The 19,688-nt window shown below is 70.2% G+C and carries 18 protein-coding genes; 5 read left to right on the top strand and 13 right to left on the bottom strand.

What is annotated here, in order from left to right; translation table 11 throughout:
- Positions 1 to 29: 29 nt before the first annotated feature.
- The 5 genes from HG542_RS18710 to ctaE all read right to left on the bottom strand — a co-directional run bounded on the left by HG542_RS18710 (position 30) and on the right by ctaE (position 5,652).
- Positions 30 to 1,211, bottom strand: a complete 1,182-nt coding sequence (locus HG542_RS18710; RefSeq protein ID WP_171082906.1) for a cytochrome P450 — start codon at positions 1,209 to 1,211, stop codon at positions 30 to 32.
- Positions 1,212 to 1,483: 272 nt separating this feature from the next.
- A complete protein-coding gene (gene qcrB / locus HG542_RS18705) occupies positions 1,484 to 3,109 on the bottom strand; it encodes a cytochrome bc1 complex cytochrome b subunit (protein WP_171082904.1) in 1,626 nt (541 codons plus the stop codon).
- The gene (qcrA, locus tag HG542_RS18700; RefSeq protein ID WP_171082903.1) at positions 3,106 to 4,158 is read right to left on the bottom strand and encodes a cytochrome bc1 complex Rieske iron-sulfur subunit; all 1,053 of its coding nucleotides are present in this window, start codon (positions 4,156 to 4,158) and stop codon (positions 3,106 to 3,108) included. Before qcrA ends, qcrB begins: the two co-directional genes overlap by 4 nt.
- On the bottom strand, positions 4,155 to 4,964 hold the full coding sequence (gene qcrC, locus HG542_RS18695) for a cytochrome bc1 complex diheme cytochrome c subunit (RefSeq protein ID WP_171082901.1): 810 nt from the start codon (positions 4,962 to 4,964) through the stop codon (positions 4,155 to 4,157). The genes qcrA and qcrC overlap by 4 nt, the downstream gene beginning before the upstream one ends.
- 67 nt (positions 4,965 to 5,031) lie before the next feature.
- The gene (gene ctaE / locus HG542_RS18690; protein WP_171082899.1) at positions 5,032 to 5,652 is read right to left on the bottom strand and encodes an aa3-type cytochrome oxidase subunit III; all 621 of its coding nucleotides are present in this window, start codon (positions 5,650 to 5,652) and stop codon (positions 5,032 to 5,034) included.
- 240 nt (positions 5,653 to 5,892) lie between these two features.
- On the opposite strand from ctaE, the gene HG542_RS18685 reads away from it, so the two are divergent.
- Entirely contained in the window at positions 5,893 to 6,300 is a 408-nt protein-coding gene (locus HG542_RS18685; RefSeq protein ID WP_171082897.1) for a response regulator transcription factor, read from the top strand.
- Positions 6,301 to 6,317: 17 nt separating this feature from the next.
- Here the strand turns inward: HG542_RS18685 and HG542_RS18680 are convergent, their stop codons facing one another.
- The 4 genes from HG542_RS18680 to ctaC all read right to left on the bottom strand — a co-directional run bounded on the left by HG542_RS18680 (position 6,318) and on the right by ctaC (position 10,777).
- Entirely contained in the window at positions 6,318 to 7,562 is a 1,245-nt protein-coding gene (locus HG542_RS18680) for a L,D-transpeptidase (RefSeq protein WP_171082895.1), read from the bottom strand.
- A 136-nt stretch (positions 7,563 to 7,698) separates the two neighbouring features.
- Positions 7,699 to 8,097 (bottom strand): cytochrome c oxidase subunit 4, encoded by a 399-nt coding sequence (locus HG542_RS18675; RefSeq protein WP_171082892.1) that lies wholly within the window; start codon positions 8,095 to 8,097, stop codon positions 7,699 to 7,701.
- Positions 8,094 to 9,815, bottom strand: a complete 1,722-nt coding sequence (gene ctaD / locus HG542_RS18670; protein ID WP_171082890.1) for an aa3-type cytochrome oxidase subunit I — start codon at positions 9,813 to 9,815, stop codon at positions 8,094 to 8,096. Before ctaD ends, HG542_RS18675 begins: the two co-directional genes overlap by 4 nt.
- On the bottom strand, positions 9,812 to 10,777 hold the full coding sequence (ctaC, locus tag HG542_RS18665) for an aa3-type cytochrome oxidase subunit II (protein WP_171082888.1): 966 nt from the start codon (positions 10,775 to 10,777) through the stop codon (positions 9,812 to 9,814). The genes ctaD and ctaC overlap by 4 nt, the downstream gene beginning before the upstream one ends.
- Before the next feature lie 256 nt (positions 10,778 to 11,033).
- Here ctaC and HG542_RS18660 point away from each other — a divergent pair, with 256 nt between their 5' ends.
- The gene (locus tag HG542_RS18660) at positions 11,034 to 12,416 is read left to right on the top strand and encodes a cysteine desulfurase/sulfurtransferase TusA family protein (RefSeq protein ID WP_171082886.1); all 1,383 of its coding nucleotides are present in this window, start codon (positions 11,034 to 11,036) and stop codon (positions 12,414 to 12,416) included.
- 208 nt (positions 12,417 to 12,624) lie between these two features.
- On the opposite strand, the gene HG542_RS18655 is transcribed toward HG542_RS18660, so the two are convergent.
- Complete coding sequence (locus HG542_RS18655; RefSeq protein ID WP_171082884.1) at positions 12,625 to 13,599, bottom strand: carbohydrate kinase family protein; 975 nt, start codon at positions 13,597 to 13,599, stop codon at positions 12,625 to 12,627.
- Positions 13,600 to 13,773: 174 nt separating this feature from the next.
- Between HG542_RS18655 and HG542_RS18650 the strand changes: the two genes are divergently transcribed.
- Together HG542_RS18650 and HG542_RS18645 are read left to right on the top strand one after the other, a co-directional pair.
- Positions 13,774 to 13,995: a hypothetical protein gene (locus HG542_RS18650; RefSeq protein WP_171082882.1), complete on the top strand. Its 222-nt coding sequence runs from the start codon at positions 13,774 to 13,776 to the stop codon at positions 13,993 to 13,995.
- A 99-nt stretch (positions 13,996 to 14,094) separates the two neighbouring features.
- Positions 14,095 to 15,609, top strand: a complete 1,515-nt coding sequence (locus HG542_RS18645; protein WP_171082880.1) for a hypothetical protein — start codon at positions 14,095 to 14,097, stop codon at positions 15,607 to 15,609.
- A gap of 63 nt (positions 15,610 to 15,672) precedes the next feature.
- Here the strand turns inward: HG542_RS18645 and HG542_RS18640 are convergent, their stop codons facing one another.
- Positions 15,673 to 16,029: a HesB/IscA family protein gene (locus HG542_RS18640; protein WP_058044766.1), complete on the bottom strand. Its 357-nt coding sequence runs from the start codon at positions 16,027 to 16,029 to the stop codon at positions 15,673 to 15,675.
- 261 nt (positions 16,030 to 16,290) lie between these two features.
- Between HG542_RS18640 and nadA the strand changes: the two genes are divergently transcribed.
- Positions 16,291 to 17,469: a quinolinate synthase NadA gene (gene nadA / locus HG542_RS18635; protein ID WP_171082878.1), complete on the top strand. Its 1,179-nt coding sequence runs from the start codon at positions 16,291 to 16,293 to the stop codon at positions 17,467 to 17,469.
- A 222-nt stretch (positions 17,470 to 17,691) separates the two neighbouring features.
- On the opposite strand, the gene HG542_RS18630 is transcribed toward nadA, so the two are convergent.
- Positions 17,692 to 18,378 carry a response regulator gene (locus tag HG542_RS18630; protein ID WP_171082876.1) on the bottom strand — a complete coding sequence of 229 codons (687 nt, stop codon included), beginning with the start codon at positions 18,376 to 18,378 and terminating at the stop codon, positions 17,692 to 17,694.
- A gap of 9 nt (positions 18,379 to 18,387) precedes the next feature.
- Positions 18,388 to 19,638: a sensor histidine kinase gene (locus HG542_RS18625; protein ID WP_171082874.1), complete on the bottom strand. Its 1,251-nt coding sequence runs from the start codon at positions 19,636 to 19,638 to the stop codon at positions 18,388 to 18,390.
- Positions 19,639 to 19,688: the final 50 nt, after the last annotated feature.

The raw sequence follows: 19,688 nt of genomic DNA, 5'->3' as shown, positions 1-19,688 counted from the left end.
TGGGCGGACGCCCCTGCGGACAACGGGCCTCAGCCGGCCCGGTGCTCCACGACGACGGGCAGCCGGGACGGGCCGCGCAGCCAGATGCCCGGCTTGTAGTCGACCTGCTCGTCCACGAGGGACAGCCTGGCGACGCGCTGGGCCAGGCCCTTGAAGGCCTCCTTGGCCATCAGCCGGGACAGCAGGTCGCCGGCGCAGTAGTGGATGCCGCGGCCGAACGACAGGTGCTTGCGGCTGTTCCCGCCGAGGGAGAAGGTCTCCGGGGAGTCGAAGACCCGCTCGTCCCGATTGGCAGCGGCGATCAGCAGCAGGACCACGTCACCGGGCTCGATGGTCTGCCCGTGCATCTCGACGGGCTCCAGCGCGACCCGCCAGGAGGCGTGGGTCGGCGGCTCCAGGCGCAGGATCTCGTCGAGCACCGCGTCCGCCGACTCCGGCTCGGCGGCCAGCTGCGGCAGGACCTCCGGGTGCCGGGCGAAGAGCACCGCGGCGTTGCCTATCAGGTTGGAGAAGGTGTCCAGGCCGGGGACGACCAGGAGCACGCAGACGGCGGCGATCTGGTGCAGCGTCAGCCCGCCCTCGGCCAGGTCACGGGCGCGGGCCAGCTGGGAGAGCAGGTCGTCGCCGTCCGAGGAGGCGCGCTTCTCCAGCAGCTCGACGAAGTACGCGGTGCACTCCGCAACGGCCTTCTGGCAGCGGATGGCCACATCCTCGGAGGGCTCCGCGCCCAGCTCCAGGATGTGGGCGATCTCGGTGGACCACTGGACGAAGATCTCGTGGTCCTCGCGCGGGATGCTCAGCATGTCGCCCAGCACCCGGATGGGCAGCGGCGCACCGAGCCGCTGCATGACGTCGAACCGGTCGGGGAGTTCGCCGAGGAGCTCGTCCACGATGGCCGCGGTGGAGTCCTTGAGGCCGTCGATGACCGCGGGCGTGAACGCCTGGGAGACCAGGGCGCGCAGCTTGGTGTGGTCCGGCGGGTCCAGCAGCTTGAAGAGCTGGGCGTCCCAGCCGTCGATGCCGAGCCCGAGGAAGGGCGCCTCCTCCGCCTCGGTGTCGCCGGCGGCGCGGGCGAAGTATTCGGAATTCCCTAGGTCCTTGCCCATGCGCCGGTCGCGGAGCAGCAGATCGCAATCCTCGTAGCGGCTCACCGCCCAGGCGCCCAGCGGCCCGCGCACCGCGGGGTGGTTTTCCCTCAGTTCGCGGTACACCGGATAGGGGTCGGCCCGAAAGGACGGGTCGGTGGGATCGAATGGGAACTCTGCATTCCGGTCCGTGGTCGGCATTTCCCCGATTTCCCTTCAGCAATTGAGCTGGTGGCACCGGCCACACTAATTGCACACGGCGAAGGAGATCAAGGTTCGGATGTTCAACCGCCCACGCCGGCACTTCAGTTGGCAGGGCCGGCGCGCGGGCATGCGCGAGGGGCCCGCGGGAAATTCCCGCGGGCCCCTCGTTGTGGCGTGCTCAGCTGTGCAGCGGATCAGTGGTGGCCGTGGCCGCTCGTGATCTCGTGGTACTCCTCGGCGGTGGGCTTGGGGATGTGCGTCCCCTCGCCGTAGAAGCCCTTCGAGAGCTTCGCGCGCAGGCGCTGCGAGGCACCTGCCTTGCGGGTCACACCGTTCTCGTCGACCTCCGGCTCCAGCTCGAGCGGCTTGGGCTGCTCGTGCGAGGTGAGCGTGAAGAGCTGGTCCTGCGAGAGCGGCTCGTGGACCTCGACGAACTCACCGTGCGGCAGGCGCTTGATGATGCCGGACTCGCGTCCGTGCAGCACCTTGTCCCGGTCGCGGCGCTGGAGACCCAGGCAGATCCGGCGCGTGACGATGAAGGCGACGATCGGAGCCGTGAAGAACGTGATCCGGACGAACCAGGTGACGCTGTTCACCGAGAGGTGGAAGTGCGTCGCCCACAGGTCGTTGCCGCCGTTGACCAGCCCGACGCCGTACATCACCAGCCAGGCGACGCCGAACGCGGTACGCGTCGGGGCGTTGCGCGGCCGGTCGAGCAGGTGGTGCTCGCGCTTGTCACCGGTCACCCACGACTCGAGGAAGGGGTAGACCGCCATGGCCGTCAGCACCAGGCCGAAGATCAGCAGCGGGATGAACACACCCAGGACCAGGGTGTGGCCCGCGATGTTGATCTCCCAGCCGGGCATGGCCCGGAAGATGCCCTCGGACATGCCCAGGTACCAGTCGGGCTGGGCGTTGGTGGAGACCTGGTCGGGCCGGTACGGGCCCATCGCCCAGACCGGGTTGATGGTGGCGATCGCGGCGATGGCCGCGATGACACCGAAGACCAGGAAGAAGAAGCCTCCGGCCTTGGCCATGTAGACCGGCATCAGCGGCATGCCGACGACGTTCTTCTCGGTCCGGCCCGGGCCCGGGAACTGCGTGTGCTTGTGGTAGACGACCAGGATCAGGTGGGCGACGACCAGACCGAGCATGATGCCCGGCAGCAGCAGGATGTGGATCGAGTAGAACCGGGCCACGAAGTCCGTGCCGGGGAACTCGCCGCCGAACAGGAACATCGAGATGTACGTCCCGACCAGCGGGATGGACAGGATCAGGCCCTGTGCGATGCGGATACCGGTGCCCGAGAGCAGGTCGTCCGGCAGGCCGTAGCCGGTGAAGCCGGTGAAGGTGCCCAGCACCAGCAGCAGGAAGCCGAACAGCCAGTTGATCTCACGCGGCTTGCGGAAGGCGCCCGTGAAGAAGACGCGCATCATGTGCAGCATCATCGCCGCGAGGAAGACCAGCGCCGCCCAGTGGTGGATCTGACGGAGCAGCAGACCACCGCGGATGTCGAAGCTGATGTCGAGCGTCGACTTGTACGCCTCGGACATCCGCATGCCCTGCATGGGGACGTACGAGCCGTGGTAGACGACCTCGTTCATGCTCGGGTGGAAGAACAGCGTCAGATACACACCCGTGAGGATGATGATCAGGAAGCTGTAGAGGCAGACCTCGCCCAGCATGAAGGACCAGTGGTCCGGGAAGATCTTGCGCATGTTGGCCTTGGCCAGGGAGTAGATCCCCAGCCGGCCGTCGGCCCAGTCGGCGACCCGCTCACCGGCGGGCGCCTTGCGCCGATTGTCAGTTGCAGTACTCATCCGCGCTCCCAGTAAGCAGGACCGACGGGCTCGGCGAAGTCGCCCATCGCCTCGAGGAAGCCCTTGTCATTGACCTTGATCCGCAGCTGCGGAAGGGCGTGGCCGGCCGGGCCGAAGATCACGCGTCCGCCGTCGGAGAGGTCGAACGTGGACTGGTGGCAGGGGCACAGCACGTGGTGGGTCTGCTGCTCGTAGAGGCTGATCGGGCAGCCGACGTGCGTGCAGATCTTGGAGAACGCGACGATGCCGTCCGCCGACCAGTCGAGCTCGCGCTTGTCCTTGATGTTCTCCGGGCGGAGCCGGACGATCATCAGGGCGGCCTTGGCAATCTCGTTCTGGAAGTCCTCGTCCTCCTCCTTCATGCCCTCGGGCATGGCGAAGGTGAGCGAGCCGACCTGGATGTCCTCGGGACGCAGCGGCTGCAGGGTGTTCTGGTTGATCAGCATCTTGCCCTGCGACCAGGCGGTCTTGCGGAGCTTGGTGCCCGGCAGCGGACCGAGGTCACGGAGCAGCACCACACCGGAGAGCGGGAACAGGGCCAGCGCGCCGAACATGGTGTTGCGGATCAGCTTGCGGCGGCCGAGCGCCGACTCCTTCGCGCCCTCCCGGAAGTCGGCCATGACCTTGGCCTTGACCTCGGGGGAGGCCTCGATCGGGTGCCGGTCGTCGGCGACCTCGACGTCGGACATCAGGGTGCGCGCCCAGTGGACCGCGCCCGCGCCGATGCAGAACAGCGCCACGCCCAGGGTCAGGCCCAGCGCGAAGTTCAGCGCGCTGATGTGCCCGATGGGGAAGACGTAGATGTTCTTGTCGACCGGCAGGGTGACGTAGGAGGCGATGAAGCCGACGGTGGCCAGCATGGACAGCACGAACAGCATCGCGACCACGCGCTCGGACCGCTTGGCGGCCCGCTCGTCGATGTCCTGGATGCGGTGCTCGTGCGGCGGCAGCCCCGGGTCGGCGAACGGGTCGGCGGTGGCTACGGCACCGGCGTGCGCTTCGCCCTGCGTGCTCGGCAGGTTCTCTTCTGGAATCTCTTGGCTACTCATGACTTCTTGGCCTTTGCGGTCCGGGCAGCGACCCAGATGGCCACGGCGACCAGCGCGCCCAGACCGAAGACCCATGCGAACAGGCCTTCACTGACCGGGCCGAAGCCGCCCAGCTCGAGGCCGCCAGGGTTCTCCGACTTGCTGCTGTTGACCGCGCCCAGGTACGCGACGATGTCCTTCTTGTTCTTCTCCGACATCGTGGTGTCGGGGAAGGAAGGCATGTTCTGCGGGCCGGTCTGCATGGCCTCGTAGATGTGCTTGGGGTTGACGTTCTCGAGGGACGGGGCGAACTTGCCGTTCGACAGCGCACCGCCCTTGCCCACGAAGTTGTGGCACTGGGCGCAGTTGGTGCGGAAGAGCTCCCCGCCCTTGGCGATGTCGGCGCCGTCGGGGCTGTACTGGCTCTTCGTCGGGGCGACCGGGCCCGCGCCGAGGGAGGCGATGTACGCGGCGAGCTGGTCGATCTCGGCCTGCGAGTAGATCGCCTTCTTGCGGGGCGCCTGGGCACCCTGCTGCTGGAGCGGCATACGGCCGGTTGCGACCTGGAAGTCGACGGCCGCGGAGCCCACACCGACCAGGCTCGGCCCGTCGGAGCTGCCCTGACCGCCGGTGCCGTGGCAGCTTGCGCAGCCCACGGAATAGAGCTTCTTGCCCTCCTCGATGGCGAGGGACTGGGCGGTGTCATCGGCCTTGGCCTTGTCCGCCGGCGCGAACGCGGCGTACAGCCCCCCAGTTACCGCCAGCGCGAAGAGTAGGACGACGACCGCCGCCAGCGGATGGCGTCGTCGTGCGGAGAGCTTTTTCACGGATTACCCCGGTGTCAGGATCTTCTGCTTCGTTGCTGGACTGTGGTCCGGTGCAGGACAGGACCGATTACTTGATCAAGTAGATCGTGGCGAAGAGGCCGATCCAGACCACGTCGACGAAGTGCCAGTAGTAGGACACGACGATGGCCGCCGTCGCCTGGTGGTGGGTGAACCTCTTGGCCGCGTACGTCCTGCCCAGGACCAGCAGGAAGGCGATGAGACCGCCCGTCACGTGCAGGCCGTGGAAGCCGGTCGTCAGGTAGAACACCGAGCCGTACGGGTCGGAGGAGAGCGAGAGGCCGTCCTCCTTGACCAGGTCGGTGTACTCGAAGATCTGGCCGCCGATGAAGATGGCACCCATCACGAAGGTGATCGTGAACCACGTGCGCAGCTTCTTCACGTCGCCGCGTTCCGCGGCGAAGACGCCGAGCTGGCAGGTCAGGGAGGAGAGCACCAGGATGGTCGTGTTCGTCGCCGAGAACGGAACGTTCAGGTGCGACGCCATGTCCTTCCAGTGGTCGGTTCCCGTCACCGATCGGAGGGTGAAGTACATCGCGAAGAGGGCCGCGAAGAACATCAGCTCGGAACTCAGCCAGATGATGGTTCCGACGCTGGTGAGGTTCGGCCGGTTGACCGAGGGGTGCGCGTGCCCGGTATCTACTGCTGTTGCTGTCGCCACGACCGACATTATGTCGGTCGCTTATCTCGCGCTCACTCCGGGGGGTGCCGTTCGGTGTGTCAAGGGCGTATGCCCTGCTCGTACGGCCCAGTTCCGTGGTCCCCCGAAGGGAGGAAGCGCTCCTTCCACCGGGCCCGACGCACCGTCATCCGGCATGTGCGAACCCTCCTCCGGGGCCCTGCCCGCGGAGTAGCATCCGGCCCAGCGCCCGATCCGCACGCCGTGCTTCTCACACGCCTGGAGGAACGAATGCAGCCCACTGCCACGGTGCTGGTCTACAGCGACGACGCGCGCACCCGGGAGCAGGTGCGGCTGGCCGCCGGGCGGCGCCCCGCGGCCGATGTGCCGCAGGTGGAGTATCTGGAGTGCGCGACGCTGCCCGCGGTGCTGCGGACGCTGGAGGAACGCCGGGTCGACGTCTGCGTCCTGGACGGCGAGACGGCGCCCGCGGGCGGCATGGGTGTGTGCCGGCAGCTGAAGGACGAGGTGTTCCGCTGCCCGCCCGTGCTGCTGCTCATCGGACGCCCGCAGGACGCCTGGCTGGCGACCTGGAGCCGGGCGGACGCGGTGGTGACCCACCCGGTGGACCCGGTGGCCCTCTCCGCCTCCCTGGCGGGCCTGTTGCGTGCGGCGGACCGGCCGGCCGTGGGGGCCTGAACGGCCCCCACGGGGGGTTACATCCGGGGCCGCAGCCGGGCCGCGTCGGCCGGGCTGGTGCCTTCGCGCTTGCCGGCCGTCAGGGCGCTGCCCTGGCGCCACTTCTGCCACGGCACGTTCCAGTCGCCGAAGCCGTTGTCGAAGGGCGTCATCGTGGCGCCCGCGCTGCCGACGACCTTGACGATGTCGCCCACCCGGACGGTGTCGAAGAACCACTTGGCGTTCTCGGTGCTCATGCCCGTGCAGCCGTGGCTGACGTTGTCCCAGCCCTGCGAGCCCTCGGACCAGGGGGCGGCGTGCACGTATTCGCCGCTCCACGTGACCCGGGTGGCCCAGTGGACGGGCAGGTCGTAGGAGTCGGCGCTCCCCTCGGCGATGCCGATGCTGGTGCCGCGCATCCGTACGAAGGATTCCTTGCCCAGGATCACCTTGACCCCGTTGCGGGTGTCGTAGCCGGGCTTTCCGGTGGTCACGGGGACGGTGCCGAGCTCCTGGCCGTTCTTGGTGACGGTCATGGAGTGCGCACTGGCGTCCGTGACGGCCTCCACCCGGTCGCCGATGGTGAGCTTCACGGGTTTGGAGGGGCCGCCGTAGAGCGCCCCGCCGACCTTTATGCCGTTGAGGTTCGCCGAGACGTTCACGACCGCGTGGGCGGGCCAGTACTCCTGCGGACGGTAGTGCAGGGTGCGGTTGTCCACCCAGTACCAGGCGCCCTTGACGGAGGGCTGCGACTCGACCCGCAGGGTGCGCTCGACGGTCGCGCGGGAGGCGGGATCCGTGACGGGCATGCTGAGTTCGGCCGTGACGGGCTGACCGACGCCGTAGGTGCCGCTCTGCGGGCCGAACGTGACGCGCAGCAGCTTGTCCGCAGGGTTGGTGTCGAAGCCGATCGTGCGCCGCCCCTGGGCCCCGTCCTCGTCCTCGGTGCTGATCCTGACGGTGTAGTGGGCGCCGGCGGCGAGGGCGCCGGTGCTGCGCCAGTGGCGTCCGCCGGCGTCGAGTTCACCCTTCACATAGCGGCCGGCGGCATCCGTGGCCGTGACGTCCGTGATGCGGTCGCCGGCGTCGGCCCTGACCTCCAGCGGCTTGCCGGGGTCGGCCTTGTGGCCGTCCTCGGCGCCGACGAGGGAGACCTGCCCGGTGGCGTCGTAGGGCTTGTCGGCCAGCGGGTTGGACGAGCCGCCGCACGCGGTGCCCCCTGCGGCGAGGGTGATCACCAGGAGGCTGCAGAGAACCGCCGTGCTGCGAGAGGAGTGACTCATGGTCACACCGTAGGAAGATTCGGGAGGTACGGCCCGCGGGGTGACTGCAAACGGGTGGCGCCGCCGCTCCGGGGACGCAATCGGGCCCCGCACACCTGGCGGTGTGCGGGGCCCGGGGGTACTGCGTGCGGCGGACCTACTGGTTCTGGTTCTCGCCGCGGTAGAACTCGAACACCCAGCCGAAGAGGCCGACGAAGATGATCGGTGCCGAGAAGAACATCAGCCACCAGCCGAAGCAGATGCTCAGGAAGGCGAGCGCGCCACCGACCGCCAGGGACAGCGGCTGCCAGCTGTGCGGGGCGAAGAAGCCCAGCTCACCGGCGTCGTCGGCGACATCGGCGTTCTTGTCGTCCTGCGCACCGGCGTCCACCCGGCGCGCGGTGAACGCCAGGTAGTAGCCGATCATCACGCTCAGGCCGAAGGCCATGAAGAGCGCGGTGGTTCCGGCGGCTTCCTTCGACCACAGGCCATAGACGATCGCCATGGCGAGGATGAAGACGGAGAGCCAGATGAACATCCGGCCTTGGATCTTCACTTGCCGGACTCCTTTCCGCCCGCGATGGCCCCGGCACCCACGGTCTCGAGCTCAAGGGCTGCGATCTCCGGGTGGTGCAGGTCGAACGCCGGGGATTCGGAACGGATCCGCGGCAGGGTGAGGAAGTTGTGCCGCGGCGGCGGGCAGGAGGTCGCCCACTCCAGCGAACGGCCGTAACCCCACGGGTCGTCGACCTCGACCTTCTTGCCGTACTTGGCCGTCTTCCACACGTTGTACATGAACGGCAGCATCGACAGGCCCAGCAGGAAGGAGCTGATGGTCGAGATGGTGTTCAGCGTGGTGAAGCCGTCGGCGGCCAGGTAGTCCGCGTAACGGCGCGGCATGCCCTCGGCGCCCAGCCAGTGCTGGACCAGGAAGGTGCCGTGGAAGCCGACGAACAGCGTCCAGAAGGTGATCTTGCCGAGGCGCTCGTCCAGCATCTTGCCGGTGAACTTCGGCCACCAGAAGTGGAAGCCGGAGAACATCGCGAAGACGACCGTACCGAAGATCACGTAGTGGAAGTGCGCGACCACGAAGTACGAGTCGGAGACGTGGAAGTCCATCGGGGGCGAGGCCAGGATGACGCCGGTCAGACCACCGAAGGTGAAGGTGATCAGGAAGCCGACGGCCCACAGCATCGGGGTCTCGAAGGACAGCGAGCCCTTCCACATGGTGCCGATCCAGTTGAAGAACTTCACACCGGTCGGGACCGCGATCAGGAAGGTCATGAAGGAGAAGAACGGCAGCAGCACACCGCCCGTGACGTACATGTGGTGCGCCCACACGGTCACCGACAGACCCGCGATCGAGATGGTCGCCGCGATCAGGCCGATGTAACCGAACATCGGCTTGCGCGAGAAGACCGGGATGACCTCGGAAATGATGCCGAAGAACGGCAGGGCGATGATGTACACCTCGGGATGGCCGAAGAACCAGAAGAGGTGCTGCCAGAGCAATGCTCCGCCATTTGCCGCATTGAATACTTGTGCGCCGAATTTACGGTCCGCCTCCAGGGCGAACAGCGCGGCGGCCAGGACCGGGAAGGCGAGCAGGACCAGGACACCGGTCAGCAGGACGTTCCAGGTGAAGATCGGCATGCGGAACATCGTCATGCCCGGGGCGCGCATGCAGATGATCGTGGTGATGAAGTTGACCGAGCCGAGGATGGTGCCGAAGCCGGAGAAGGCCAGACCCATGATCCACATGTCGGCGCCGACACCCGGCGAGCGGACCGCGTCCGACAGCGGGGAGTAGGCGAACCAGCCGAAGTCGGCCGCACCCTGCGGGGTGAGGAAGCCGCCCACGGCGATGAGCGAGCCGAAGAGGTAGAGCCAGTAGGCGAACATGTTCAGCCGCGGGAACGCCACGTCGGGCGCGCCGATCTGCAGTGGCATGATCCAGTTCGCGAATCCGGCGAACAGCGGCGTCGCGAACATCAGCAGCATGATCGTGCCGTGCATCGTGAACGCCTGGTTGAACTGCTCGTTCGACATGATCTGCGTGCCGGGACGGGCCAGTTCGGCGCGCATGAGGAGCGCCATGAGGCCGCCGATGCAGAAGAACGCGAACGACGTGACCAGGTAGAGCGTGCCGATCGTCTTGTGGTCAGTGGTGGTGAGCCACTTGATCACCTGGTTGCCGGGCTGCTTCTGGCGTACGGGCGGTGCTGCCGCGGCTGGGGCGGCGGCGGCACCCTGGGGTTCGTTGAGGATGCTCACTTGTTCTTGGTCTCCGCGTTCTTCGCGTGATCCGTCTGCGCGATGCCCGCCGGCTGGTAACCGGTCTGGCCCTTGGCCGCGAGCTCCTTCAGGTGCGCCTTGTACCGCTCAGGAGAGACGACCTTGACGTTGAAGAGCATCCGGGAGTGGTCCTGGCCGCAGAGCTCGGCGCACTTGCCCATGAAGGTGCCCTCGCGGTTCGGGGTCACCGTGAAGCTGTTGGTGTGGCCCGGGATGACGTCCTGCTTCATCAGGAACGGCACGACCCAGAAGGAGTGGATGACGTCCCGCGAGGTGAGGACGAACTCCACCGTCTCGCCCTTGGGCAGCCACAGCGTCGGGCCCGGGTTGTTGGTCTGCGGGTTCCGGGTGCCCGGGACGCCGATGTCGTAGACACCGCCGGCGTTGGCCGGGGCCTTGTCCAGGAACCGGTCCGGAATCGCGTCCAGCTCCTTGACCTCGCGCAGCGGCCGGCCGGCCGGCTGGCCGTCGACGTTCTCGAGGTAGTTGAACGCCCAGCTCCACTGGAAGCCCACCACGTTGACCACGTGCTTCGGCTTCGCGGGGTTGGTCAGGAGCTTGTTCTCGTCACGCGCGGTGAAGTAGAAGAGCACCGACACGATGATGATCGGGACCACGGTGTACAGCGCCTCGATGGGCATGTTGTACCGGGTCTGCGGGGGGACCTGCACCTTGGTGCGGCTGCGCCGGTGGAAGACGACGCTCCACAGGATCAGGCCCCACACCAGAACGCCGACCGCGAGGGCGGCGGCCCAGGAGCCCTGCCACAGGGAGAGGATCCGCGGCGCCTCTTCCGTGACGGGAGTGGGCATTCCGAGGCGGGGGAAGTCCTTGGATGTGCAACCGGTGGCGGTCGCCAGGACAGCGCCCGCGGCCAGCGCCTGCAGCAGCTTCCGCCGCACCGGGCGCCGCGACGAGCGGTCGGAGCCGTTGGGACTCACGTAGCGCCTTCCCGAGAGTCTCGCCCGTGCGGTCGGCAACGGCCGTCTCGCTGGTCGGTCGCCGGCCCGCTGCGGGCAGGGGTTTGGATGTTTATGCGGACCAAACCCTACTGGACGCTATTTGGGGCCGCGCGGGGAGGGTACCCAACGCGCCGCGTCACTACCCGAAGAGGCGGAATCTGCTGATCCGGGGCCGTCCGGCGGACCGTCAGATGGCCTCCGCACAACGTGCGACCTGCACGCTAGCGTGTGCTCCGTGCCGTACTTCGACGCCGCTTCCGCCGCTCCCCTGCACCCCGTCGCGCGCCAGGCGCTGCTGGCCGCCCTCGACGAGGGCTGGGCCGATCCGGCCCGCCTCTACAGGGAGGGCCGCCGGGCCCGGTTGCTGCTCGACGCGGCGCGCGAGGCCGCGGCGGATGCCGTCGGCTGCCGCCCGGACGAACTGGTCTTCACTCCTTCGGGGACACGGGCCCTGCACGACGGAATTGCCGGCGCCCTCGCCGGGCGGCGCCGGGCCGGGCGGCACCTGGTGGTGTCCGCCGTGGAGCACTCGGCCGTCCTGCACTCCGCCGCCGTGCATGAAGCAGCGGGCGGGACGGTCACCGAAGTGGCGGTCGACCGGACGGGCCGGGTGGGCGCGGGCGCGTACGCGGCGGCGCTGCGGCCGGACACCGCGCTGGCGGTGCTGCAGTCCGCCAACCACGAGGTGGGGACGGTGCAGCCGGTGGCCGAAGTGGCCGAGGCCTGCCGGGAGGCGGGGGTGCCGCTGCTGGTGGACGCGGCCCAGTCGCTGGGCTGGGAACCGGTCGGGGGCGGCTGGTCGCTGCTGACGGCGAGTGCGCACAAGTGGGGCGGCCCGTCCGGGGTCGGCCTGCTGGCCGTGCGCAAGGGAGTGCGGTACGCCCCTCAGCACCCCGTGGACGAAAGGGAGTCGGGGCGCGCGCCGGGCTTCCCCGACCTGCCGGCGGTCGTCGCGGCGGCGGCGTCGCTGCGGGCCGTCCGCCAGGAGGCGGCCGAAGAGGCCGCGCGGCTGCGGGCATTGGTGGACCGGATCCGGGCCCGGGTCCCGGAACTCGTGCCGGACGTCGAGGTCGTCGGCGATCCGGCGCGCCGGCTGCCGCACCTGGTCACGTTCTCGTGCCTGTACGTGGACGGGGAGGCGCTGCTGCACGCGCTGGACCGCGAGGGCTTCTCGGTTTCGTCCGGTTCGTCGTGTACGTCCAGCACACTGACCCCGAGTCATGTGCTGCGGGCGATGGGGGTGCTCACCGAGGGGAACGTACGGGTCTCGCTGCCGCGGGGGACGGCCCCGGAGGAGGTCGACCGGTTCCTGGGGGTGCTGCCGGGCGTGGTCGCGGAGGTGCGGGGGGCGCTGGGCGCGCCGGCCGCCGGTGCGGGTTCCCCTTCCGGGGAAGGGGAACTGGTCGTCGACTCGCTGGGCAAGCGGTGCCCGATCCCGGTGATCGAGCTGGCGCGGGCCTTCGGAGATGCTCCGGTCGGCGGGCTGGTGACCGTGCTCTCCGACGACGAGGCCGCCCGGCTGGACATCCCGGCATGGTGCGAGATGCGGGGGCAGGAGTATGTGGGGGAACGGCCGGTGCCGGGCGGCGTGGCGTACACGGTACGCCGCCGCTCCTGACGGGGCCGGCACCACGGCGCCCCGAAGGGGCGCTGGGGGCACCTCCCAGCGGTAGCTGGGGGAGGAACTGCGCGATCGGCCACGACGCGCCTGCAGGCGAGGTGCTCGGGGCTGCGACCCGGGCCTCCTGGGTCAGTGCGTCGGCTGCGGGCCGGTGGGGGCTGGTCGCGCAGTTCCCCGCGCCCCTTACGGGGCGCCCCGTACAGCCTCAGCCCAGGTGGGCCTGCACCTCGGCGGCCGCCGTGTCGCCGTAGGCCTTCGCGAAGCGCTCCATGAAGTGGCCGCGCCGCAGCTCGTATTCCTGCGTGCCCAGCGTCTCGATGACGAGCGTCGCCAGCATGCAGCCCAGCTGCGCCGCCCGCTCCTGCGAGAGCTCCCAGGTCAGGCCGGCGAGGAAGCCGGCGCGGAACGCGTCGCCCACGCCGGTCGGGTCGACCTTGGCCTCCTCCTGGGCGCAGCCGACCTCGACGGTCGGGCCGCCCGCGCTCTCGATGCGCACGCCGCGCGCGCCCAGGGTGGTGATGCGGGTGCCGACCTTGGCGAGGATCTCGTCGCCCGTCCAGCCCGTCTTGGACTCGATGAGCGCCTTCTCGTACTCGTTGGTGAACAGGTACGCGGCGCCCTCGACCAGCTGGCGGATGTCGTCGCCGTCCATCCGGGCCAGCTGCTGCGAGGGGTCGGCCGCGAACGGGATGCCGCGGGTGCGGCACTCCTCGGTGTGGCGCAGCATCGCCTCGGGGTCGTCGGCGCCGATCAGCACCAGGTCCAGGCCGCCGACCCGGTCGGCGACGGGCTGCAGCTCGATCTGCCGGGCCTCGCTCATGGCGCCGGTGTAGAAGGAGGCGATCTGGTTGTGGTCGGTGTCCGTGGTGCACACGAAGCGCGCGGTGTGCAGGACCTCGGAGATGTGGACGGAGTCGGTGTCCACCCCGTGCCGGTCCAGCCAGGCGCGGTAGTCGGCGAAGTCCGCGCCCGCCGCGCCGACCAGGATCGGGCGCAGGCCGAGGACGCCCATGCCGAAGCAGATGTTGGGGCCCACTCCGCCGCGGCGGACGTCGAGCTCGTCGACGAGGAAGGAGAGGGAGACCGTGTGCAGCTGGTCCGCCACGAGCTGGTCGGCGAAGCGGCCGGGGAAGGTCATCAGATGGTCGGTGGCGATGGAGCCGGTGACAGCGATACGCACGACGGGTCTGCTCCCTGCGGGGCGAGGTGACATAACGAGAAAAACAGAAAGAGCCACACCACGTTACCGGGTGGAGGCCTCCGGACAAGAGGGTCCGATTCTCGCCACTGGGTGGGCAAATCTACCTATTAGTAGCTCTTTCTCGCAGCGGCACCGCGTGCGTACGGTGCGGATATGCCGAAGACTGTGAAGGACGTCACGCAGCACACCCCCGAGCCCGAGTCGCTCGACGAGCTGCGCAGGGACTGCGCCCGCATGGCACCGCACTGGCCCGGCGCCCGGACCCCCCGCCCCGCCCCCGCCCGGCGGCACACCCCGCTCTCCGCCATCCACGGGGTCTCCGTCCCGGCGGCCTCGGCCCGGCTGCTGGACGGGATGTCGGAATACGGCGACTGACCCGGGTGGAACCGCTCGCTCCTGCGCTCCGTCCAAGCGCCGTCCCCTTCACAGAGGACACGGCAGTACACACATTGAGCGGAGCGAAGGAGCGATGTGGTGAGCACCGAGGGCGCCACTCCCGGCAGCACCCCCGAGAAACCGCGGCGCAAGCACTCGCCGCTGGCGGTCGCATCGGTGGCCGCGGCCGTGCTGCTGGCCGGAGGAGGGGGCGCGTACTGGGCGTCCACCGCGACGGACGGCGGCGGCGCGGACCGGTCCGGCGGGTCCGGCGACAGCTCTTCCCCTCCGCCGCTGGCCCTGGACGGCTACGGGCAGCCCGGCGGCGGTCCGCAGCAGGGCATCGCGGTGGGCGAGCCGGATCCCCACGGCGTCCACTACCGCGCGGCGGGCAAGCTCCCCGACGGGCCGCACAGCGCGCCCGTCTACCTGCCCGGGCGCGAGGTGACGCGCGACGAGGTGACGGCGCTGGCCACGGCGCTCAAGGTGCAGGGCACGCCCCGGCTGACGAACGGTGTCTGGACGGTCGGGGGCACTCCCGACGCCTCGGGTCCCACGCTCCAGGTGCACCAACAGGCGCCGGGCGACTGGTCGTTCACGCGGTACGGCACCCCGGGCGGCACCCACTGCGAGCACCCGCCGGGCGCGGGGCCGCAGCAGGAGGGCAAGGACGTTCCCCCGGTGACCTGCCCGTCCTTCCGTGACGGCGCGGCCCCCTCCCCGGACCCGGCGGCCACGGGCCCGGTGCCGGAGGACAAGGCGAAGAGCGCGGCGGCGCCCGTGCTGAAGGCGCTGGGCCAGGACGGCGCGAAGGTGGACGCGCAACGGACGTTCGGCGCGATACGGACGGTCAGCGCCGACCCGGTGCTCAACTCCCTGCCCTCCTACGGCTGGCGGACCACCCTCCAGGTGGGCTCGGACGGGCAAGTGACGCAGGGCAGCGGGCAGTTGGAGCTGCCGGAGAAGGGCGCCGGATATCCCGTCGTCAGCGCCCAGCAGGCGCTCGACGCGCTCAACAAGGGCGCGGGGACCGGCCGTCCGGGGCCCGGCGGCTGCCGGACGATGACCCCGCTGCCCAAGGGCGCCGATGCCGACGGGACGCCGCCGTGCCCGGGCACGCCGTCGAAGGCGGAGCCCGCGACGGTGCGCGGGGCCGAGTTCGGGCTGTCGGCGCAGTCCGTGGCGGGGCGGCCGGCACTGGTGCCGTCGTGGCTGTTCAGCGTGCAGCTGCCGGGCGGCGGCGGAGCGACGGTCACCGTCGCCCAGCCCGCGGTGGACCCGAAGTTCGTCGCCGCGCCCTCGCCGTCCCGTACGCCCGCCCCGACGGGGACGCCGCGGACCCGGTCGATGCGCGTCGACTCGTACAGCACCGCCGGGGACGACGGGAAGAAGCTCGTCCTGCACTTCTGGGGCGGGGTCTGCAACACCTATGCGGTGACGGACAAGGAGTCCGGTTCCACGGTGTCGGTGAAGGTCACCGGCACGGAGAAGAACCCGGGCCGGCCCTGCGTGATGATGCTCAAGCAGTGGGATCTGCCGGTGACGCTGGACAAGCCGCTGGACGACCGGAAGGTCGTGGACGAGACGACGGGCGGGACGCTGCGCCAGGCCTAGCACGAAAGAGCGAAGGCGGTGCCCCCGTCCGGGGGCACCGCCTTCGTACGGCGAGGAGGCCTGTCAGCTGAAGGAGTCGCCGCAGGCGCAGGAACCGGTCGCGTTCGGGTTGTCGATCGTGAAGCCCTGCTTCTCGATGGTGTCGACGAAGTCGATCGAGGCGCCGCCCAGGTAGGGGGCGCTCATGCGGTCGGTGACGACCTTGACGCCGTCGAAGTCCTTGACGACGTCGCCGTCGAGCGAGCGCTCGTCGAAGAAGAGCTGGTAACGCAGACCGGAGCAGCCGCCGGGCTGGACGGCGACGCGCAGCGCGAGGTCGTCACGGCCTTCCTGCTCCAGCAGGGCCTTGACCTTGGCCGCAGCGGCGTCGGACAGGAGGATGCCGTCGCTCACCGTGGTCTTCTCGTCCTGAACGGACATCTGCTTCACTCCCGGGTTCTTCTGCGGATGCTTGCGTCGCCTGCAACCGCTGCCGTCCCGGATTCATTCCGGGTCCTGATGGTGACTTCACCGGCTTTCATGCTCGCACACCCGGCCCGCGAACGGGAATGCGTCACATCGACGCAATCACCATCGTCAAAGTGACGCGAAGCAGTTATGATAGATAGCGTCAAATTGACGACAACGCCGACTGCTGCACAGCGCAGAGCGGCCGTCCGCAGAACAGAAAGGGTGCGTGACGTGACCACCGCCCAGCCTTTGGATGTCCAGCCCACCCCGCTCGCCCTCCTGCTCCTCGGCCGCGAGGCCGACCCGCGCAGCGAGCGCGGTGTGGAGTGCCCCGGCGATCTGCCGGCACCGTCCGACCCGGACCTGGTGGAGCGCGCCCGGGCGGCCAAGGCGAAGCTCGGGGACAAGGTCTTCGTCCTCGGCCACCACTACCAGCGCGACGAGGTCATCGAGTTCGCCGACGTCACCGGCGACTCCTTCAAGCTCGCGCGCGAGGCCGCCGCCCGGCCCGACGCCGAGTACATCGTCTTCTGCGGCGTGCACTTCATGGCCGAGTCCGCGGACATCCTGACCCACGACGGCCAGCAGGTCGTCCTGCCGGACCTCGCGGCCGGCTGCTCGATGGCCGACATGGCCACCGCCGAGCAGGTCGCCGAGTGCTGGGACGTCCTGACCGAGGCGGGCATCGCGGACGTCACCGTCCCCGTCTCGTACATGAACTCCTCCGCCGACATCAAGGCCTTCACCGGCAAGCACGGCGGCACGATCTGCACCTCGTCCAATGCGGAGCGGGCCCTCAACTGGGCGTTCGAGCAGGGCGAGAAGGTCCTTTTCCTGCCGGACCAGCACCTCGGGCGCAACACCGCCGTGCGCGACCTGGGCATGTCGCTGGAGGACTGCGTCCTCTACAACCCGCACAAGCCGAACGGCGGCCTGACGGCCGAGGAGCTGCGCGGCGCGAAGATGATCCTGTGGCGCGGCCACTGCTCGGTGCACGGCCGCTTCTCGCTGGACTCGGTGAACGACGTGCGCGAGCGCATCCCCGGCGTCAATGTCCTGGTGCACCCCGAGTGCCGCCACGAGGTGGTGGCCGCGGCCGACCACGTCGGCTCGACGGAGTACATCATCAAGACGCTGGAGGCCGCCCCCGCCGGCTCCAAGTGGGCCATCGGCACCGAGCTGAACCTGGTCCGGCGGCTCGCGAACCGGTTCGCGGACGAGGGCAAGGAGATCGTCTTCCTCGACCGCACGGTGTGCTTCTGCTCGACGATGAACCGCATCGACCTGCCGCACCTGGTGTGGGCGCTGGAGTCCTTGGCGGACGGCAAGGTGGTGAACCGGATCGAGGTGGATCCGGAGGTCGCCAGCTTCTCGAAGCTGGCGCTGGAGCGGATGCTGGCCCTGCCGTAACCCCTGCGGGGGCCTCGCGCCCCGTCAGGGGCGCGGGGAACTGCGCGAGCGACCACGACGCGCCTGCGGTCGAGGTGCTCGGGGCTGCGCCCCGGACCCCCTGGGTTGTGCCTCGGCTGCGGGCCGGTGGGGGCTAGTCGCGCAGTTCCCCGCGCCCCTGACGGGGGCGCAACTGGTCGCGCCCACGCGGCGGAGCCGCATATCGACACAGCCCCGCGCCCCTTACGGGGCTTGGGCCGGCCTTACCAGGCCCGACTCGTAGGCTATGACCACGAGTTGGGCCCTGTCGCGGGCACCGAGCTTCGACATTGCCCGGTTCACGTGCGTCTTCACCGTCAGCGGGCTGACCTCCAGCCGCTCGCCGATCTCGTCGTTCGAGAAGCCCCCCGCCACCTGCACGAGAACCTCCCGTTCCCGGCCCGTCAGGGCCGCAAGGCGTGCCGTCTCGCGCCGGGCGTCGGCGGGGGGCTCGCCCTGGGCGAGGAACTTCGCGATCAGGCCCTTCGTCGCCGCGGGCGACAGCAGCGCCTCCCCGGCCGCGGCGATCCTGATCGCCGCCAGCAGTTCCTCCGGCTCCGCGCCCTTGCCGAGGAAGCCCGACGCGCCCGCGCGCAGCGACTGCACCACGTACTCGTCGACCTCGAAGGTCGTCAGCATCACCACGCGCACGGACGCCAGCGCGGGGTCCGCGCAGATCTCCCTGGTCGCGGCGAGGCCGTCCGTCCCTGGCATCCGGATGTCCATCAGGACCACGTCGGGCGCGTGCTCCCGCGCCAGGGCGAGGGCCTGGGCCCCGTCCGCCGCCTCCCCCACCACCCGCATGTCCGGTTCGGACTCCACGAGCAGCCGGAACGCGCTGCGCAACAGCGCCTGGTCGTCGGCAAGCAGGACGCTGATCGGCTCGGTCATGGCGTCAGCCTAGGCGGGCGCCTGCAGCGGCAGGGTGGCGCGGACCCGGAAACCGGGCACACCCTCGTCCCGCGGGCCCGTCTCACAGCGGCCGCCGAGGGCCGCCGCGCGCTCGCGCATGCCGACGAGGCCGTGCCCGCCGCTCCCGATGCCCCCGGGCGGGGGCCCGGCACCGTCGTCCAGCACGGTCAGCTGAAGGCTGTCCGTGCCGCGCAGCAGGGAGACCTCGGCCCGGGCGCCGGGGCCCGCGTGCTTCTGCACATTGGTGAGCGCCTCCTGGACCAGCCGGTACGCGGTGAGGTCCACGGCGGCCGGCAGCGGGCCGAGGACGGCGGCGGCCCCGGCGGCCTCGCCCGTCGCGCCCTGCCCGCCGGGCAGCGTGGAGACGGCCGCGACGGTCACCGGCAGCCCCACCCGCCCGAAGCCGTCGACGAGCCGGTCGAGCAGCCCGAGGCCGGGTGCGGGCTCGGTCGGGGCCTCGGGGTCCCCGTGCTGGCGCAGCAGGCCGACCGTGGCGCGCAGCTCCTCCAGCGCCGAGCGGCCGGCCTCGCGGACGTGGGCGAGGGCCTGTTTGGCCTGTTCGGGGCGGCTGTCCATGATGTGCGCGGCCACACCGGCCTGGACGTTGACGAGCGCGATGTGGTGCGCGACGACGTCGTGCAGCTCGCGGGCGATGCGCAGCCGCTCCTCCGCGACGCGGCGGCGGGCCTCCTCCTCGCGGGTGCGCTCGGCCCGCTCGGCCCGTTCCTCGATCGCCGCGACGAAGGCGCGCCGGCTGCGGACGGCGTCCCCCGCGGCACCGGCCAGCGCGGTCCAGGCCAGCAGGCCGAAGCTCTCCTGGGAGTACCAGGGTCCGGGGCCGAGCAGCATCACGGTGCCGGTGATGGCGACGACGGTCGGCGCGGCGATGCGCCAGGCCGTGGACCGCTCGGTGCGGGCGGCCACGGTGTAGAGCGCCACGGCGGCGGTCACCGCGACCTGGGTGCGCGGGGGCCCGTCCCGCCCGGCGACGGCGGCGGCGACCGTCAGCACCGAGGTCAGGCCGAGCACGGCCCGCGGCGCCGTACGGCGCCACACCAGGCAGCCGCAGGCGACGACGGCCAGGGCGACGAAGCCGGGACCGGGCGGGTGCTGCCGGGTGTGGACGGTGAGGTAGGCGCCGGTCAGCACGAGCGCCAGCACGGCGGCGGCCAGCAACAGGTCGGCGGCGCGCGGATGTGCGCGCAGCCAGCGGTGCGGGCCGGTGGTGAAGGTGCTCATGCCGACCGCGCCCCCGGTCCCGGACGGGAACGGGGGCGCGTGATGCCGGC

Origin of the sequence: Streptomyces morookaense (genome assembly GCF_013030945.1) — a bacterium.
Taxonomy (GTDB): domain Bacteria; phylum Actinomycetota; class Actinomycetes; order Streptomycetales; family Streptomycetaceae; genus Streptomyces; species Streptomyces morookaensis.
This window is presented reverse-complemented; position numbering and strand designations above follow the sequence as displayed.